This window comes from Pannonibacter sp. CBAS1226, assembly GCF_055685825.1.
Map to the genome: position 1 here is coordinate 962,471 of NZ_JBVOUO010000001.1, position 15,605 is coordinate 978,075.

The 15,605-nt window shown below is 64.3% G+C and carries 17 protein-coding genes; 6 read left to right on the forward strand and 11 right to left on the reverse strand.

Annotated features, from left to right (window positions below):
• Positions 1 to 15 precede the first annotated feature (15 nt).
• The 3 genes from AC0CMF_RS04395 to AC0CMF_RS04405 form a co-directional block, all read right to left on the reverse strand.
• Positions 16 to 774 carry an SDR family NAD(P)-dependent oxidoreductase gene (locus AC0CMF_RS04395; RefSeq protein WP_058899946.1) on the reverse strand — a complete coding sequence of 253 codons (759 nt, stop codon included), beginning with the start codon at positions 772 to 774 and terminating at the stop codon, positions 16 to 18.
• Positions 775 to 800: 26 nt separating this feature from the next.
• Entirely contained in the window at positions 801 to 2,438 is a 1,638-nt protein-coding gene (locus AC0CMF_RS04400; protein ID WP_058899947.1) for an acyl-CoA synthetase, read from the reverse strand.
• Positions 2,439 to 2,501: 63 nt separating this feature from the next.
• Positions 2,502 to 3,311 carry an IclR family transcriptional regulator gene (locus tag AC0CMF_RS04405; protein ID WP_058899948.1) on the reverse strand — a complete coding sequence of 270 codons (810 nt, stop codon included), beginning with the start codon at positions 3,309 to 3,311 and terminating at the stop codon, positions 2,502 to 2,504.
• Between the two features lie 270 nt (positions 3,312 to 3,581).
• Between AC0CMF_RS04405 and AC0CMF_RS04410 the strand changes: the two genes are divergently transcribed.
• The 5 genes from AC0CMF_RS04410 to AC0CMF_RS04430 all read left to right on the forward strand — a co-directional run bounded on the left by AC0CMF_RS04410 (position 3,582) and on the right by AC0CMF_RS04430 (position 8,135).
• Entirely contained in the window at positions 3,582 to 4,586 is a 1,005-nt protein-coding gene (locus AC0CMF_RS04410) for a DctP family TRAP transporter solute-binding subunit (RefSeq protein WP_050471630.1), read from the forward strand.
• Between the two features lie 131 nt (positions 4,587 to 4,717).
• Complete coding sequence (locus tag AC0CMF_RS04415) at positions 4,718 to 5,203, forward strand: TRAP transporter small permease (RefSeq protein ID WP_094461671.1); 486 nt, start codon at positions 4,718 to 4,720, stop codon at positions 5,201 to 5,203.
• Positions 5,196 to 6,536 (forward strand): TRAP transporter large permease, encoded by a 1,341-nt coding sequence (locus AC0CMF_RS04420; protein ID WP_050471632.1) that lies wholly within the window; start codon positions 5,196 to 5,198, stop codon positions 6,534 to 6,536. The genes AC0CMF_RS04415 and AC0CMF_RS04420 overlap by 8 nt, the downstream gene beginning before the upstream one ends.
• Before the next feature lie 75 nt (positions 6,537 to 6,611).
• Positions 6,612 to 7,481: a polyphosphate kinase 2 family protein gene (locus AC0CMF_RS04425; RefSeq protein WP_374628304.1), complete on the forward strand. Its 870-nt coding sequence runs from the start codon at positions 6,612 to 6,614 to the stop codon at positions 7,479 to 7,481.
• Positions 7,482 to 7,670: 189 nt separating this feature from the next.
• Positions 7,671 to 8,135 (forward strand): DUF2147 domain-containing protein, encoded by a 465-nt coding sequence (locus AC0CMF_RS04430; RefSeq protein WP_374628305.1) that lies wholly within the window; start codon positions 7,671 to 7,673, stop codon positions 8,133 to 8,135.
• Between the two features lie 74 nt (positions 8,136 to 8,209).
• On the opposite strand, the gene AC0CMF_RS04435 is transcribed toward AC0CMF_RS04430, so the two are convergent.
• From AC0CMF_RS04435 to fliK, 5 genes are all read right to left on the reverse strand, one after another.
• On the reverse strand, positions 8,210 to 8,926 hold the full coding sequence (locus AC0CMF_RS04435) for a glutathione S-transferase N-terminal domain-containing protein (RefSeq protein ID WP_094462007.1): 717 nt from the start codon (positions 8,924 to 8,926) through the stop codon (positions 8,210 to 8,212).
• A gap of 187 nt (positions 8,927 to 9,113) precedes the next feature.
• Positions 9,114 to 9,578, reverse strand: a complete 465-nt coding sequence (locus AC0CMF_RS04440; protein ID WP_374628307.1) for a GNAT family N-acetyltransferase — start codon at positions 9,576 to 9,578, stop codon at positions 9,114 to 9,116.
• 74 nt (positions 9,579 to 9,652) lie between these two features.
• Positions 9,653 to 11,134, reverse strand: coding sequence for an Asp-tRNA(Asn)/Glu-tRNA(Gln) amidotransferase subunit GatB (gene gatB, locus AC0CMF_RS04445; RefSeq protein WP_094461668.1), 1,482 nt, complete (start codon positions 11,132 to 11,134; stop codon positions 9,653 to 9,655).
• Between the two features lie 182 nt (positions 11,135 to 11,316).
• Positions 11,317 to 11,643, reverse strand: a complete 327-nt coding sequence (locus AC0CMF_RS04450) for an EscU/YscU/HrcU family type III secretion system export apparatus switch protein (RefSeq protein ID WP_200901682.1) — start codon at positions 11,641 to 11,643, stop codon at positions 11,317 to 11,319.
• Positions 11,640 to 14,234, reverse strand: a complete 2,595-nt coding sequence (fliK, locus tag AC0CMF_RS04455) for a flagellar hook-length control protein FliK (RefSeq protein ID WP_472481059.1) — start codon at positions 14,232 to 14,234, stop codon at positions 11,640 to 11,642. The genes AC0CMF_RS04450 and fliK overlap by 4 nt, the downstream gene beginning before the upstream one ends.
• Positions 14,235 to 14,369: 135 nt before the next feature.
• Here fliK and AC0CMF_RS04460 point away from each other — a divergent pair, with 135 nt between their 5' ends.
• Positions 14,370 to 14,624, forward strand: a complete 255-nt coding sequence (locus tag AC0CMF_RS04460; RefSeq protein ID WP_208977399.1) for a DUF6455 family protein — start codon at positions 14,370 to 14,372, stop codon at positions 14,622 to 14,624.
• Positions 14,625 to 14,651: 27 nt separating this feature from the next.
• Here AC0CMF_RS04460 and AC0CMF_RS04465 read toward each other — a convergent pair whose 3' ends face one another.
• The 3 genes from AC0CMF_RS04465 to AC0CMF_RS04475 all read right to left on the reverse strand — a co-directional run bounded on the left by AC0CMF_RS04465 (position 14,652) and on the right by AC0CMF_RS04475 (position 15,592).
• Positions 14,652 to 14,954 (reverse strand): hypothetical protein, encoded by a 303-nt coding sequence (locus AC0CMF_RS04465; protein ID WP_058899957.1) that lies wholly within the window; start codon positions 14,952 to 14,954, stop codon positions 14,652 to 14,654.
• A 106-nt stretch (positions 14,955 to 15,060) separates the two neighbouring features.
• Positions 15,061 to 15,357: a type II toxin-antitoxin system RelE family toxin gene (locus AC0CMF_RS04470; RefSeq protein WP_122519998.1), complete on the reverse strand. Its 297-nt coding sequence runs from the start codon at positions 15,355 to 15,357 to the stop codon at positions 15,061 to 15,063.
• Complete coding sequence (locus AC0CMF_RS04475) at positions 15,347 to 15,592, reverse strand: type II toxin-antitoxin system Phd/YefM family antitoxin (protein ID WP_050471641.1); 246 nt, start codon at positions 15,590 to 15,592, stop codon at positions 15,347 to 15,349. The genes AC0CMF_RS04470 and AC0CMF_RS04475 overlap by 11 nt, the downstream gene beginning before the upstream one ends.
• Positions 15,593 to 15,605 lie beyond the last annotated feature (13 nt).

Here is a 15,605-nt window from a genome sequence, read left to right on the forward strand (position 1 = left end):
TTCCGGCATCTGGCCTCATGCGGACAGCCCCGCCATCACGAAGCCGCCATCCACCGCCAGCACCTGGCCATTCACATAGGACGCCTCGTCCGAGAGGAGGAAGGCGACCGCGCTTGCCACTTCCTCCGGCTGGCCATAGCGGTGCAGCGGCACGCGCTTGTGCCATTGTTCGCGCACATCCGGCGTATGCACCGCCCGGGCCAGCGGCGTATCGATCGGCCCGGGAGCCACCGCGTTCACCCGCACGCCGCAGGGGCCGAGTTCATTGGCCATCACCAGCGTCATCAGGTTGAGCCCGCCCTTGGACGCGCCATAGGCCGAGCGGCCCTTGTTGCCGCACAGGCCGGAGATGGAGGTGATGTTGACGATGGCGCCCGTTTCCTTGCGTTCCAGCCAGAGCCGCGCCGCAGAACGGCAGACGATGAAACTGCCGGTGAGATTGATATCGACCACCTTGCGGAAGTCCTCGACGCTGGTCTCCACGGCCGGACGGTCAAAGCCGATGCCGGCGGAGTTGACCACGCCGGCAAGGCTGGTGGCGGCTGCGATCCGGCGCATGGCCGCTTCGACCGATGTTTCATCCGCAACGTTACAGACAATGCCGCGCTCTGCCGGAATCTCCAGTTCCGTGCAGGCGGCAGCCAGCGCCTCGGCCCTCAGATCCAGAAGCCAGGGCTCGTAGCCGAGGCTCTGCAGCTTGTGTGCGGTTGCCAGACCGATGCCGGATGCACCGCCGGTGATGGCCACCGCCTTCGCCTTATCCTGATCGTTCATCGCCGTTCCTCCCTTGTCCGTCCCGCTCAGGCTCCGGCATCCGGCGCGGGGATTTCACCCCGGCGCTGAAGTTCCTCCCGGATCATCTTCTTGGTGATCTTGCCATAGGCCGACTTGGGCATGGCCTCCCAGAACACGGTGATTTTCGGCAGCTTGTAGCGGGCGACCTTGCCGTCCAGCCAGCCGCGCAGATCAATGGCCGATGGGTCGGCACCCGGCCGCGCCACGCAGACCGCAACGCCCGCCTCGCCCCACACCGGATCGGGAATGCCCAGCACGGCCGTCTCGGTGATGTCCGGATGCAGGAGGATCTTCTCCTCGATCTCGCGCGGATAGATGTTGGAGCCGCCGGAGATATACATGTCCGAGGAGCGGCCGGTGATGTAGACGAAGCCCTGCTCATCCATGTGGCCAAGGTCACCGGTGCGGAACCAGCCATTGCGGAAGGCCTTGGCATTGGCTTCCGGATTGTTGAAATAGCCTGCGAAAACGGCCGGCCCGATGACGCAGATCTCCCCCGTCGTGCCCGGTGCCACCGGCTCGCCGTTCTCGTCCTGGATCTCCACCTGCATGCCGGTGCGCTCGAAACCGCAGGTGCCGATGCGCGCGTCTGGCCCATCCTCCAGCACATGCAGGGCGGGCGGCAGAACGGTGATGTTGCCGGTCACCTCGCCGAGGCCAAAATATTGCACGATCACCTTGCCGAGCTTTTCCAGCGCCCGTTTCTGGTCGGCCCGGTACATGGGCGCCCCGGCGTAGATGACATAGCGCAGGCTGGAATGGTCGTACTGGTCCGCCGAAGGGTCTTCCGCCAGCAACTTCAGGATGGTCGGCACGGTGAAGGCATTGGTCACCTTCCAGCGCTCCACCAGCGCCCAGATGCCCGGCACGTCGAGCTTTTCGGAAGCAGGCAGGATCGTCTTGGCGCCATGCGCCACCTGCGTCAGCTGATGCACGCCCGCCCCATGCGACAAAGGCGCCACGACGAGGGAGGCATCCTCCGGCCCCGTCCCCGGCATCAGGTCGCACAGGTGATTGGTGATGACGAAAGCCATCTGGCCATGGGTGAGGATCGCCGCCTTCGGCCGTCCGGTGGTGCCGGAGGTGAAGAAGAACCAGCAAGGATCATCGCGGAACACCGGCACAGGCGCCTGTTTGCGGCCCATGTTGCGCGCGGTGATGGCGTCATAATCCTCCGCAAACTCCGAGGCGCCGATGGAGATGACAAAGCCGAGTGAGGCTGCTTCCGCCCGGCAGGCGGCCGCATGGGCGGGAAACTGCGCGCCGCAGATCATGCCTTTCGCGCCGCTGGCCGCCGCCAGGTAGGCCACCTCCTCCGGTGACTGGCGGAAGTTGGCCGGAACCCAGACGGCCCCCGCCCGGAAGCAGGCGAACATGGATTCGAACATCTGGTTGCAGTTGGCCGACTGGATCAGCACCCGGTCGCCCTTCCTGACGCCGAATTCATGCACCAGCGCGTGGGCCATGGCCTCTGCGCGGGCCTCCATCTCCGCCCACGTCCAGTGCTGCTCCCCCCAGACGAAACCGATGGCATCGGGATGGCGGCGGGCGGCCTGGGTGAGGAACTGGCTGAGGTTCATCACCCGCGTGGTGGCCGGCGCCACCCCGGCCGAAAGATCCTGTGTCTGGCTTGCCCCTGTCACTTGCGCTTGTCCTCCCAAACAACGAATTCTGCGCCCGCCTCTCCTCAAGGCGGGCGAAACAGTTCAGGCGCTTATGGCCCGCGCTGCGGCCTTCTCTTCCCGGCTGGCGAACATGGCAGCGAGCTTCTCCTCCACCCGCAGCACTTCCTCGTGCAGAAATCCGGCCAGTTCCTGCTGGCGCGGCTCCTGCATGCGGCTGTCGATGGCCGCAATGCTCAGTGCGCCGATCACCTGACCGTCCGGATGGCGCAGGGCAGCGCCGATGCCCCAGGAATTGGCAAAGATCAGTCCCGGATTGAGCGAAAAGCCGCGCCTGCGCGTCTCCTCCACCCGCTCAAGAATCCGCTCCGGCGGGAGGGCCGGATAGCGCTCGGCAAGGATCTGGGCATTCTCGGCCAGCACCTGCGCCACTTCTTCATCCGGCAGCCCGGCCAGCATGGCCAGCGACCCGGCCCCCACGCCCAGCGGATGCTCCTGCCCGGCGAGAAGCGCATGGGTGCGCACCGGATAGGCCCCCTCCTCCCGGTGCAGGCACACGGAAAAAAGCCCGCGCCGCAGGGACACGAAACTGGTATCTTCCGTGCGGCGGGACAAGCGCCGCAGGCTCTCCAGGCAGATCTCCACCAGACTGAACCGGCGCGCAGCCATGAGGCCCAGCACATAGGCCTCCGCACCCGGATAGTAGCGGCGTGTCACAAGGTCCTGCTCGACAAGCCCGGCACGGATCAGCGCCAGCAGCAGACGGCGCACGGTCGGCTTGTTGAGGCCGCTCTCGTCAACAAGCACGGACAGCGGCGCACCGGCGGCCGCATGCCGCCCAACCCTCGACAGAAGCGACAGGGCCCGGTCCACGCTCTGTGACCCATTCAGCATTTGCAGGTTGCCTGAGCAAGGTTCATATTGTGGACCTCAAAACTACCGCTGTTCAATCATCACAAAAGCCAGCTTATTTCTTCTTGCCCGGGAGCTGCAAGAGGCTATTGTCATAGGACTGACTGGACCTGACTTAGTTCCACATTATGGTCCACATGATAGCACGGGAGGAAACGGCGTTGTCATGGGGGCCGGAATAAAGCTGCAGGTAGCATGACGGCACGCACAGGGGACGAACACCGCTGTGCGGCAAAAAGTGGAGGAGAGACAATGAAGTTCGAGAAGCTGAACCGGCTCGCGCTGACGGCCACCGTTGCCCTTGCGGCCCTCATGGGCGCTGCCTCGGCAGAAACCCTGCGCCTGTCGCACAACACCGGCGATGCCACCACCTGGCACAAGGGCGCGGAAAAGTTCAACGAGCTGCTCAGCGCCGCGACCGATGGCGCCTATGACGTCAAGGTGTTCCCGAATGCGTCCCTCTCGGGCGGCGACCAGATGAAACAGGCGGAGATGGTCAGCCGCGGCTTTCTCGACTTCGTCGTCACCTCGGCGATCAACGTGACGCCGCTGGTGCCGGAAATGGCGGTCTTCTCGCTGCCCTATCTCTATTCGGGCTATGAAGCCGTCGATGCGACCACGGACGGCGCACCGGGTGACAAGATGAAGGAAATCATGGCAAGCCACGATATCATCGTGCTGGCCTGGGGTGAAAACGGCTTCCGCGAAGTCACCAACAATGCACGCCCCATCAAGTCGCCGGAGGACATGAAGGGCCTCAAAATGCGTGTTGCGGGCCCGATGTATATCGACGTGATGAATGCCCTGGGCGCCAACCCGCAGCAGATGCAGTGGACCGAGACCTTCACCGCGCTGCAGCAGGGCGTCGTGGACGGACAGGAAAACCCGATCGGCGCCGTGATCATTCCCCAGCGCGTCTATGAGGTGCAGAAATACCTGTCCACCTGGCACTATTCCTATGACCCGGTCTTCCTCGGCATCAGCCGCAAGCGCTGGGAGAGCTTCGATGACGCCACCAAGGCCAAGGTCCAGCAGGCCGCCAGCGAAGCCATGGCCTATCAGAAGGACATCACCCGTCAGGCGACCGCCAGCGGCATCGAGCTGCTGAAGGAAAAGGGCATGGAAATCTACGAGCCCACGGCCGAGGAACTCCAGGCCTTCCGTGATGCCACGAAACCAGCCTTCGACAAGTGGTCCGAAAAAGTCGGCCCGGAGCTGGTGAAGACCTTCACGGACACCATCGCCGCCAAGCAGTAAACGAATGGCGGGGGGCCTGCTTGACGGCAGGCTCTCTGCCACGACACTGTGCCGTCTGCGCCCCGATTGTCTGCGCCCTGATTGTCTGGCCCAGTCATCCTGCCGGTCCGCGTGCCGTGGAGCCTGTCCGCATGTCCTTCCTGCTGCGTGAGGCAGAAAAACTCATCTGCGCCGTCATCTTTGCCGGCATGACATTGCTTGGCTTCGTCAATGTGGTGGTGCGTTACGCCACCAGCTATTCCCTCGCCTCGACGGAAGAGATCCTGACGAACGGCTTCCTGCTGCTCACGGTGTTCGGCGCAGCCGTTGCCGCGCGCAAGGGCGACCATCTGGCCGTCACCCTGATCTACGAACGGGTGCCGCAGCCGCTGCGCAAGGCGATGCTGATCTTCGCCACGCTCATGTCCGCCGTGCTGCTGGCGCTCTCGGCCAAATACACATTCGATCTCGTCCAGAGCCAGATGAAGAGCGGTGTGCGCTCCTACGCGCTGCAGATCCCGGCCTGGTATTACAGTTTCGCCCTGCCCATAGGCTTTGCCTTCATTCTGCTGCGCCACCTCCAGTACAGCCTGGACTGCTGGCGCACGCTCTGTGCCGAAGGAAAAGCCCATGCTTGAATTCTGGTCAGATATGGGCGCGGGCACGCAGATGATCGTGATCTTCTTCCTGCTGCTGGCCCTGCGCCTGCCCGTCGCCTTCGCGCTGGGGCTATCCGCCTTCTATGCCATGTGGTCCATCGGCTTCGGGCTGGAAATGGCGGGCGATCTCATCGCCACCGGCATCGCCAAATATTCGCTGCTGGCGATCCCCTTCTTCATTCTCGCCGGCACCCTGATGGGAAGCCTTGGCATTGCCGAACGGATGATCCGCTTCTTCCGCGTGCTCATCGGCGGCCTGCCCGGCGGCATGGGCATTGTCGGCACCACCGTCTGCCTGTTCTGGGGTGCGGTCAGCGGCTCGGGGCCTGCCTCCGTTGCCGCCATCGGCCCGCTGATCATCAAGGGCATGGAGGAGGACGGCTATCCAAAGGCCTTTGCCGCCGGGCTCGTGTGCACCGGCGCTGCGCTTTCCATCGTCATCCCGCCCTCGATCGGCCTTGTCATCTATGGCGTCATCGCCGAAGCCTCGATTTCGAGCCTCTTCATCGCCGCCATCATTCCCGGCCTGTTTCTCGGCCTGCTGATGCTCGCCGCCCTGCCCTTTGCGCGCAGCGGCGATGCGGCCAGGGGAGCCGAAGCACTGAAGCGCCTGCTGCCGGCCGATCCGGATGCAGGCCTGCCCTATGGCCAGCGCCTGCGCCGCTCCTTCGTCTCCAGCTTCTGGGGACTGCTGACGCCGGTTGTCATCCTCGGCGGCATCTATTCCGGCGCCTTCACGCCGACGGAAGCCGCGCTCGTCGCCACCGTCTATGCCCTTCTCGTGGGCGGTCTCATCTACCGGACGCTCACCTTGCGCGGGCTCTACCAGTCCCTGGCCGATGCGGCCGCCTCCTCGGCCGTGGTGATGCTCGTCGTCACCTATGCCAGCCTCTTCGGCTGGGTCGTCACCGTGGATGATGTCATCGGCAAATATTCCGCAGCCCTTCTCGGCCTGTCGGACAATCAGTGGGTGATCCTGCTGGTCATCATGGCCATTCTGCTGATTGCGGGCATGTTCATGGATGCGGTGACGATCATGTTCATCTGCCTGCCGATCTTCCTGCCGGTGGCTCAGCATCTTGGCTGGGACCCGGTGTGGTTCGGCGTCGTGGTGATGATCAACCTCGCCATCGGCCTGTTCACACCGCCTGTCGGCATCAACCTCTATGTGGCCGCCAACATTACGAAACTGCCGCTGGAGCGGGTGGCGCAGGGCGTGCTGCCCTTCCTCGTTACCAGCCTCATCGGCCTTGCCGTAGTCTGCGCCGTGCCGGGCATGTCACTCCTGCTGGTGGAATGGCTGAGACCCTGAGACAGCTGCCGCCTTGTTGCCTTTGCCGGCAGCGGCAGTCATTGTCAGCCGGCAACGCAAATACGGGAGACCAACATGGCCGGCAGTCAGGAAGAACGCGATTGGCTTGAATCCCTCAGGGTGATGCCGGGCCAGAAGGTGGACCTGTCCGCACTGCCCACGGCAGACAAGCCCAACGGGCACGACAAGGACGCGGCAGAGGCGCGCACGGCGGAAGTCACTCAGTCACTCGCGCGGCTTCAGTTCCTGCTCTATGCGGACGCCCGCTCCTCCCTGCTTGTCGTGTTGCAGGGGCTGGATGCGGCGGGCAAGGACGGGACCATCCGCAAGGTCATGTCCGGCCTCAACCCGCAAGGGGTGAAGGTAACCTCCTTCAAGCAGCCGACGGCGCAGGAACTGGCGCATGACTTCCTCTGGCGCGTGCACAGGGCCGTGCCGGGCAAGGGCGAAGTCGGCATCTTCAACCGCTCCCACTATGAGGACGTGCTGGTGGTGCGGGTGCATGAGATGGTGGAGGAAAAGGTCTGGCGTGCCCGCTATGACCAGATCAACGCCTTCGAGCAGCTTCTGACGGCCAGTGGCACGCGCATTCTCAAGTTCTTCCTGCACATCAGCCCGGAAGAGCAGCTGGAACGCTTTGCCGTGCGGCTGACCGACCCCACGCGGCAGTGGAAGATCAGCGAGGCCGATTATACCGAGCGCAAGCATTGGGACGCCTATACGAAGGCCTATGAAGAGGCGCTGGAACGCACCTCCACCAAGGACGCGCCCTGGTACGCAATCCCGGCTGACCGCAAGTGGGTGCGCAACTTTGCCGTCGCAAGGATCATCGAGGAAACGCTTCTGTCGATGGACCTGAAGACGCCGAAGGTAAGTGTCGATCTGGAGGACATCCGCCGCCATTATCACGCGGCCGTTGCGGCTGCCGATGCTGAGGCCCGATGAACCTGTGTCATTGGAAACAGCTCATGCCCGCGTGGAACACAGGCATTTTCCAGCCGTGAAAATTTAGCTGCCGCCTTCCCTAACGGCACGGCTTTTCAGCAGACAGGAAACAGCATAGCCTTCCCTTTGCGTAAAGGGCACCCAGCCTGTTTGAGGAGACAGCGGGATGCCACTGGGAGGAGACACGCAATGATGCTTTCACTTGTCCGCAACACATCAGCCCGCAGCCTGTCCGCAACGCTCGGCGGCGGCCTGATGCTGGCTGCTTCCCTGATGCTGATGCTTCCAGCCTCGTCCGCCCGGGCCGCGGATGCTTCAGGCGAATGGACGCGCCCCAGCGGTTCGTCGCGCATCAAGATCGCCCCCTGCGGCGGCAATCTGTGCGGCACCATCATCTGGCTGAAAGAGCCGCGCAACGACACCAAGAACCCGGACCCGGCCAGGCAGAGCAAGCCCCTGCTCGGCACACAGATCGTGCTCGGCATGAAGCCGACCGGCAAGGATGGGCAGTGGAAGGGCGAGGTCTACAACGCCGAGGACGGCAAGACCTACACCGGTTTCATCCAGATGGACGGCGCCGACAAGATGACGCTGGAAGGCTGCGTCATGGGCGGCCTGATCTGCAAGGGCGAAACCTGGTCCCGGGTGAAGTGACGCCGTAATGTCTCGAACTTATGCAGGCCGGTCTATCCATTGAGAGACCGGCCCGCTCTGTCTGAAGTATGTCTTCAGCGGGCGCGCTGGCCGAACAGAACCTTCTGCGCGTCCTTGTCATCGGCCAGCGAAGCCTGACGCTCGCGTTCCTCACGGCCAACCGCAAGCCCGCGCTGCACGGCGGGACGCTCTTCCAGCCGGGCTTTCCAGGCCTTCACATGGGGGAACTCTTCAAGGTCCATGCCCTGGTTCTTCCAGCCCTGCGCCCAGCCAATGATGGCCATGTCGGCGATGGTGTATTCATCTGCCGCAACATAGGCGCGCCCGTCCAGCCGCTTGTTGAGAACGCCGTAAAGCCGGTGCGTCTCGTTGAGATAGCGGTCCATGGCATAGGGGATCTTTTCGGGCGCATAAATGCGGAAATGGTGGTTCTGGCCGAGCATCGGACCGAAGCCGCCCATCTGCCACATCAGCCACTCGTCCACCTCGACCCGCTTGCGCTCGTCCGCAGGATAGAACTGGCCGAACTTGCGGCCGAGATATTGCAGGATGGCGCCGGATTCAAACACGGAAATGGGTGCGCCACCCGGCCCTTCCGGATCGACAATCGCCGGCATGCGGTTGTTCGGGGCAATGGCCAGAAACTCAGGACGGAACTGCTCGCCCTTGCCGATATTGACGTATTTCACCTCATAGGGAACGCCGAGCTCCTCCAGAAGGATCGAGATCTTCCAGCCGTTCGGCGTCGGCCAGTAATGCAGTTCGATGGGCGCAGTCTGGGTCACAGGCATCATGGGCTCCAGTCATGGTATCCGGTCGGGGGATCCAGTCAGGGGATCCAGTCAGGGGATCAACGCGGGCAAGCGCCCGCTCTCACCTGCCAAGCTAGGCCAGCCGCTCCCGCCCGGCAAGTCATGCGTCCGGGAGATCTGTTGCGGCTGCAAAAGTGGACATTGATGCCTCCCACTGCCATGAGCCTCAAAGCATCTTCTTGAACCCGAGATGGCTCTGCTCATAGCCTTCGCGCAGGTAGAAGCGGTGGGCATCGAGGCGGATGCGGTTGGAGGAAAGCTGGATCAGGGCAACGCCCCTCGCCCGCGCCAGAGCCTCGGCATGTTTCACCATCGCCTTGCCGATGCCTTGCCCTCGCATATCCGACCGCGTGTGGACGCTTTCAAGGCTCGCCCGGCCGCGCCCCCGAAAGGCAAGGCCCTTCTCGAAGGTCAGCTGATAGGTGGCCAGAACCTCCTCGCCGCTTGTCCCGCCCAGCACCACGTAGATGTCCGTTTCGGGGGCTGCAAGAATGGCGTCAAAGGCAGCGCGATAGTCTTCCGGATCGCCGCTTTCATAGTTCTCTCTTGCGCCGACAGCACCGGCATTGATGATGGCGAGGATATCCGCCAGATGCTCAGAGCGCGCCTTTTCAATCCGGAACCCGTCCATAAACTCCACTCCACATGCAAACGCCCCGAACCATGGTCCGGGGCGTGAAAACTTCAAAAAACAGAGAGCACCGGTTACTCGATGCCGATCTTGGCCTTGAGCAGGTCGTTCACCGCCTGCGGATTGGCCTTGCCCCTGGATTCCTTCATCACCTGACCGACGAACCAGCCGAGCAGCGTCGGCTTTTCCTTGGCCTGTGCCACCTTGTCCGGGTTGGCGGCGATGATCTGGTCGACGACCGCCTCGATGGCGCCAAGGTCGGTCACCTGCTTCATGCCGCGCGCTTCCACGACAGCCGCCGGCTCGCCGCCTTCGGTCCAGATGATCTCGAACAGGTCCTTGGCGATCTTGCCCGAAATCGTGCCTTCCTTGATCAGGTCGATGATCCCGCCGAGCTGGCCGGCATTCACCGGGCTGGTCTCGATGGTCAGGCCTTCCTTGTTGAGGCGGCCGAACAGCTCGTTGATCACCCAGTTCGCCGCCATCTTGGCATCGCGGCCCTTGGCAACGGATTCGAAGAAGTCTGCCGACACTTTTTCGGCCACCAGCACGTCGGCGTCATAGGGCGTCAGGCCATAGTCCGCAACAAAGCGGGCCTTCTTGTCGTCCGGCAGTTCCGGCAGGTGCTGTGCCAGCTCATCGACATAGGCCTGCGTGAACTCCAGGGGCAAAAGGTCCGGGTCCGGGAAATAGCGGTAGTCATGCGCTTCTTCCTTGGAGCGCATGGAGCGGGTCTCGCCCTTCACCGCATCATAGAGGCGGGTTTCCTGATCGATGGAGCCGCCATCCTCCAGAATGGCGATCTGGCGGCGGGCTTCATACTCGATCGCCTGCCCGACAAAGCGGATGGAGTTGACGTTTTTGATCTCGCAGCGTGTGCCGAAGCCTTCGCCCGGGCGGCGCACGGAGACGTTCACGTCGGCGCGCATGGAGCCCTGGTCCATGTTGCCGTCGCAGGTGCCCAGATACCGCAGGATGATGCGCAGCTTGGTGAGATAGGCCTTGGCCTCGTCCGCCGAGCGCAGGTCCGGCTTGGAGACGATTTCCATCAGCGCCACGCCGGAGCGGTTCAGATCGACGAAGGACATGGTCGGATGCTGGTCATGCAGCGACTTGCCCGCATCCTGTTCCAGATGCAGACGCTCGACGCCCACTTCCACGCGCTCGTCCGGCATGTCGAGGATGATGACGCCCTCGCCGACGATCGGCTGCTTGAACTGGGAAATCTGGTAGCCCTGCGGCAGATCCGGGTAAAAATAGTTCTTCCGGTCGAACACGGACTTCAGGTTGATCTGCGCCTTCAGGCCAAGGCCCGTGCGGATCGCCTGTGCCACGCACTCCTCGTTGATCACGGGCAGCATGCCGGGCATGGCCGCGTCAACGAGGCTGACATTCGCATTGGGATCATTGCCGAATTCCGTCGAGGCGCCCGAGAAGAGCTTGGCCTGGGAGGTCACTTGCGCATGGACTTCCATGCCGATCACGACTTCCCAGTCACCGGTGGCTCCCTTGATGAATTTTTTCGGATCGGGCTTGCGTGCCTCGACAATCGTCATCTGATCTCTAATCCTGTTCAAATTCCGGCGGGTTGCGCGTCTGCCGCACAGGCCTTTCCCGCCCGTTTCCGGAGGTCTGGCTGCGCCGGCGCACGCTCCTGTTGCCTAGACGGGATTTGCCCTGCCTGCAAGAGGGAGAGCCCGCCCGGCCGCTGGAAATTGCAGATGAAACCCACCTGCCCTCACCCCGGCGGATTGGGGGCCTTGCCCTTGCGCAGGATGAAGCCGATCAGCACCGCCACCGCCTGATAAAGCGCCTCGGGGATTTCCTCGTCCAGCTCCAGATGCGACAAGGCCTCGGCCAGCGGCGAATTGGCCTCGACCGGGACCCCGGCCTCCCGGGCGATCTCGACAATCCGCTCGGCCACCGGCCCCATGCCCTTGGCCGAAACACGCGGTGCACTGCGGTTGTCATAATGCAGGGCGATGGCGAGCTTGCGGGGCGGTCTTGCCAAAGTTTTTGCCGCCACTTCCTCCGGGGCGGGATCCGGCGTCTCGGTCTTCTTCATGAACTGCGGTCCAGCGGCAGAGGCGCAATGGCCGGAGCCGATTCAGGCTTTGCCTTCAGGATGCGCAGATCCTCCAAGTCCAGCCCCTCATCGGCAAAAAGCGCCGCCAGCGTTTCCCGGCGGCGCAGGAAACCGGCCAGCGTCTCGTCCTCTGCAGCGCGCAGCGTGACATAGCTGCTGGTGCCGCGCAGACCCGCCGCAGCCTCCACCAGCCCGCCTTCGGGCAGATCAAGGCTGAAGCGCACGCGCCATTCCGGTCCCTTGGGGTCGGCAGGCACATCAGGATTTTGCGGATCGCGCGAGATCCTGAGGCTGAGGACCCGCGACTGGCCGTCGATCAGCACCGGCAGATCCAGCGACACATCCACGGGCCGCGCCGCCGGTGCACCTGAGGACGTTCCCGCAGGGGCAGCCCCTGCCGTGGCCCCCGAGACGGCACGGGCCTGCCCGGCCTGAGATTCCTGCGCGGTGCCCTTGCCGGCGGCCCGCGCCATATCCCGGATCAGATATTCCGCCGCCATGCGTGAAACGGATTGCAGCCGCACCCGCTCGCCAACCTCGGCGCCAGTCTTTTGCGCCAGCGCCGTGGCCGTATCCGGATCGAGACTGGGCGGCATGCCCCCGCGGCCCGCCTGTGCCGCCCCCTTGCGGCCGGAGGGCAGTTGCGGCTGGGCGGCCAGCGCCTCATCGGCAAGGCCTGCGAGCCGCACCAGAAGCATGGTCAGGCCGTCGGTCTTTTGCGGCACATCTCCCTTGCGCTGCAGACCGGCCGCCATGGCGCCGGTGGCGGATGCTGCCAGCCCGAGAACCGCATCCACCGCAGCCTTCAGTCTTGCCGGATCGGACAGGCTGTCCGCATCCGCCTGCAAGCCCTTCAAGGCTTCCACCAGCTTCTGTCCGGCCGGCGGAAGCGCAGCCTTGTCCAGTTTGCCGGCACTGGCCATGAGCGCAGACAGCACCGTGCGCGCCTGCGCCGGTTCGGCAAGCGCCGCCTTCAGCGCCTGCGGATCCAGCGCCCGCGCGGCTTCGCCTGCCGCCGTCAAGGGCCCGGGGCCGCGCGCCAGCGCCTGAAGCTCCGCCTCCGTCTGCGCACCGGACAGAGAGGCACGAGACGGCGTGGCGACAGAGGCGTCTGCAGAAGATGCGGGCGCTGACATTTGCCTGTTGATGCCGGAAGCGGAGCCAGCAGCGGCGGGGGAAGCAGCAGGGCCTGCGGTCTGCGCTGGTGCACCGGTGGCGGCTGCAGTTGAGGCAGCGGTACCGGCATTTGCCGCGGCTGACTGGCCAAGACCCGGCGCCATTTGAGGTCCAGCGCCAATGCCGGAAGCGGAAGCTGTGGCGGCCTGACCGGGAGCAGCCCCGGAAGGCACGGCCGCTCCGGCCGGCATTCCGGCGGCGGACGGGACTGCGGGCTTTGCCGCACCAACGCCCTCAGCGCCTACGGCGGCGAAACCCGCTGCGGCAGCGGCAGATGGTGGCGCGGACGGCAAGGATGGAGCTGGCGGCTGGCCGGATGATTGCGGGCCTGCTGCTTGACCTGCGGCCTGACCTTGGGGCTGGCCTGGCACCGGATTTGCTCCCGGATTGGCCGCCTGATTGGTTCCGGGCCCGGCCTGCTGGCCCGCAGTCTGACCCAGTGTCTGACCTGCTATCTGACCTGGTATCTGGCCCGGTCCGGCAGAAGCTGAAGGAGCGGGCATTGTTCCTGCCGCAGACACCTGTGCGGGAGATCCGGCTGCTGCTGCTGCTCCTGCGCCGGCTGCCTGCCCCGAGCCCGGCGCAGACGGTGCCGTCCCCGAAGGTGCCGCACCTGCAACGGGTGCCTGAGCGGTTGGTTGACCACGCCCTGATGCGTCAGGGGCGGCTGGCGCCTGCGCGCCTGCCTGCGGAGCGGCCTGAACAGTTGCCTGCGCTCCTGCCGGAGCAGAGGCAGCAGACTGCCCGCCCGCAGGCATGCCGGGAGCCGCAGCCGAACCGGTTGCCGCAGCGCTGGATACCGGAGAGCCGGAAGCGGGAGAGCCGGATGCAGAGGCCGCAGGGCCCGGACCTGACGCAGCCGCCGGAGCCTTCGTATCGGCTTTCAACAGAACAAAGGTGGACAGATCGACATTGGCCAGCACCGGCCGGGCCTGAGCCGTTCCGGTCTGGAGGGCGGCTTGTGCGGGCGTGGCGCCGCCTGCAGCCTGAACCAGCGCAGCGGCGGATTTGAGCTGCTGGGCCTGAAGGCTTGCATCGGACGTTGCCTGACCGGGAGCAAGACCTGTGGCCGGGCTGGCACCTGTCCCTGCCCCGCTGCTCTGCCCCGCATTCGCCTGCGGCTGGCCGCGCCCCTGCAGCGCTGCTTCATCGGCGCTCACCTTCAGCCGCATGGCAGGGGCCGGCTGTTCCACCTCGATCAGCACCGGCGTTCCGGCGGGCAGCGGCAGATCCGCCTTCACGTCGAGCCGGGCAGCGCCGACGACAAGCCGCATCATGCCCTCAGGCGCGCCGCTCACCACCTGACCGCGCAACTGCGCACCGGCGGGCAGTGCCTCCAGCGCTGGAGCCGCCGCCTGGGTGGGCATCATCTGGCCGGTTGAAACCTGCGTCACGGCATGCGCCCTTCCCCGAACTTGCGCTCACTGACCCGCATATTGTTCGGCCTGGCTTGATCGGGGTCAAGGCGCAAAGCTGTTTGCCGGAGAAATATGAGCCAAATCCGGGGCTACCCGGCAGGAGGAAGTTGCATGAGCTGGATGGACAGACTGAACGAACGAGCCGAACTGATGGGCCGCATGATGAGCGCCATCGGTGCCGTCAACAAGCCAAACACGGGTTTCAGCGGCGCAAATGACCTGCGCGTGGCAGCCACCCGCTGCCTCAGCTGCGGCCACACCAAGGAATGCCGCGAGTGGCTGGACGCGCATCCTGAAGGTGCCGCCCATGCCCCGGCGATCTGCCCGAATGCCAATCTCTTCAAGGAATGGGCCCGCTACGGCTGATCCATATCGCCTGGCAGAATGCGGACCTCAGGCCTTCTGCGCCTTGCGCCGGAAGACCAGATGCACCACCAGAGCCAGAATACCGCCGCCAGCAAACCGGAAGGGAAAGGCGGCGAGCGGGCCTGCCTGCGCTGCAAACTGAGGCAGCCCGATGGAGCGCAGCAGCGCGTCAGCCATCAGCGAAAACACCGCTGCGGCAAAGGCCGCGATGATGATCTGCCGCCGCTGGGCCGCGAAATATCCCATGACGGCGCCGATCACGAGCGCGACCGGGTTGAGAAGTCCGGCGAATTCGAAAAGATCCGCCCACATGGCTGAAACATCAATCATGCGCGCACTCTAGCCCGCGATTGTTCCGCTGGCGAGCCTTTGCAGGGCCTGCGCGGCGTTTTCACACAGGCGGGGCATTGGATGTGACCACCAGGAGTTTCCGGCATCAGGCCAGCCCCTTCCGCCTGTCTGATGCGTCCTTGTAGACTTCACTCCTGTCACGGCGGCCAACGGCCACCACAGTGACAGTTACCACAAGGTCATCGACACGGTAGACAAGCCGGTAGCCTGCGCTGCGGAGCTTGATCTTGTAATGGTCCTGCAGGCCATGCAGAGCATCGCCCGGAACACGCGGGTTCTGCAGGCGCTCGGCCAGTTTCTTGCGCAGCTGAGCCCGGATCGTTGCGCCCAGTTTGTTCCATTCCTTCAAAGCGGAAGGCAGAAACTGAAGCTCATAGCTCATCAAGTGAAACCCGGACCGGTGTCTCACCGGCACGGCTCTCGATGACCTTGACCAGCTCCAGATCATCCAGACGCTCGATCATCGTCTCGAACACGCTGGCAGGCACCATGTAAGCCATGATGCGATTGTGATTGAGCACGGCGACCGTCTCTCCCTGCGCCTGTTCCAGCACAGCGGAAGGGCTTTTCTTCAGTTCGGAAACGCTGACGGCTACTTTCGCCTCGATACGCTGCATGAGAACACCTCCT

Bases quoted from the DNA above. Each gene is read 5' to 3' on its own strand.
- AC0CMF_RS04475 (WP_050471641.1), bottom strand. From the start codon at position 15,592: ATGCAGCGTATCGAGGCGAAAGTAGCCGTCAGCGTTTCCGAACTGAAG.
- gatB (WP_094461668.1), bottom strand. From the start codon at position 11,134: ATGACGATTGTCGAGGCACGCAAGCCCGATCCGAAAAAATTCATCAAG.
- AC0CMF_RS04460 (WP_208977399.1), top strand. From the start codon at position 14,370: ATGAGCTGGATGGACAGACTGAACGAACGAGCCGAACTGATGGGCCGC.
- AC0CMF_RS04425 (WP_374628304.1), top strand. From the start codon at position 6,612: ATGGCCGGCAGTCAGGAAGAACGCGATTGGCTTGAATCCCTCAGGGTG.
- AC0CMF_RS04470 (WP_122519998.1), bottom strand. From the start codon at position 15,357: ATGAGCTATGAGCTTCAGTTTCTGCCTTCCGCTTTGAAGGAATGGAAC.
- AC0CMF_RS04440 (WP_374628307.1), bottom strand. From the start codon at position 9,578: ATGGACGGGTTCCGGATTGAAAAGGCGCGCTCTGAGCATCTGGCGGAT.
- AC0CMF_RS04395 (WP_058899946.1), bottom strand. From the start codon at position 774: ATGAACGATCAGGATAAGGCGAAGGCGGTGGCCATCACCGGCGGTGCA.
- AC0CMF_RS04430 (WP_374628305.1), top strand. From the start codon at position 7,671: ATGATGCTTTCACTTGTCCGCAACACATCAGCCCGCAGCCTGTCCGCA.
- AC0CMF_RS04420 (WP_050471632.1), top strand. From the start codon at position 5,196: ATGCTTGAATTCTGGTCAGATATGGGCGCGGGCACGCAGATGATCGTG.
- AC0CMF_RS04410 (WP_050471630.1), top strand. From the start codon at position 3,582: ATGAAGTTCGAGAAGCTGAACCGGCTCGCGCTGACGGCCACCGTTGCC.
- AC0CMF_RS04435 (WP_094462007.1), bottom strand. From the start codon at position 8,926: ATGCCTGTGACCCAGACTGCGCCCATCGAACTGCATTACTGGCCGACG.
- AC0CMF_RS04405 (WP_058899948.1), bottom strand. From the start codon at position 3,311: ATGCTGAATGGGTCACAGAGCGTGGACCGGGCCCTGTCGCTTCTGTCG.
- AC0CMF_RS04465 (WP_058899957.1), bottom strand. From the start codon at position 14,954: ATGATTGATGTTTCAGCCATGTGGGCGGATCTTTTCGAATTCGCCGGA.
- AC0CMF_RS04450 (WP_200901682.1), bottom strand. From the start codon at position 11,643: ATGAAGAAGACCGAGACGCCGGATCCCGCCCCGGAGGAAGTGGCGGCA.
- AC0CMF_RS04415 (WP_094461671.1), top strand. From the start codon at position 4,718: ATGTCCTTCCTGCTGCGTGAGGCAGAAAAACTCATCTGCGCCGTCATC.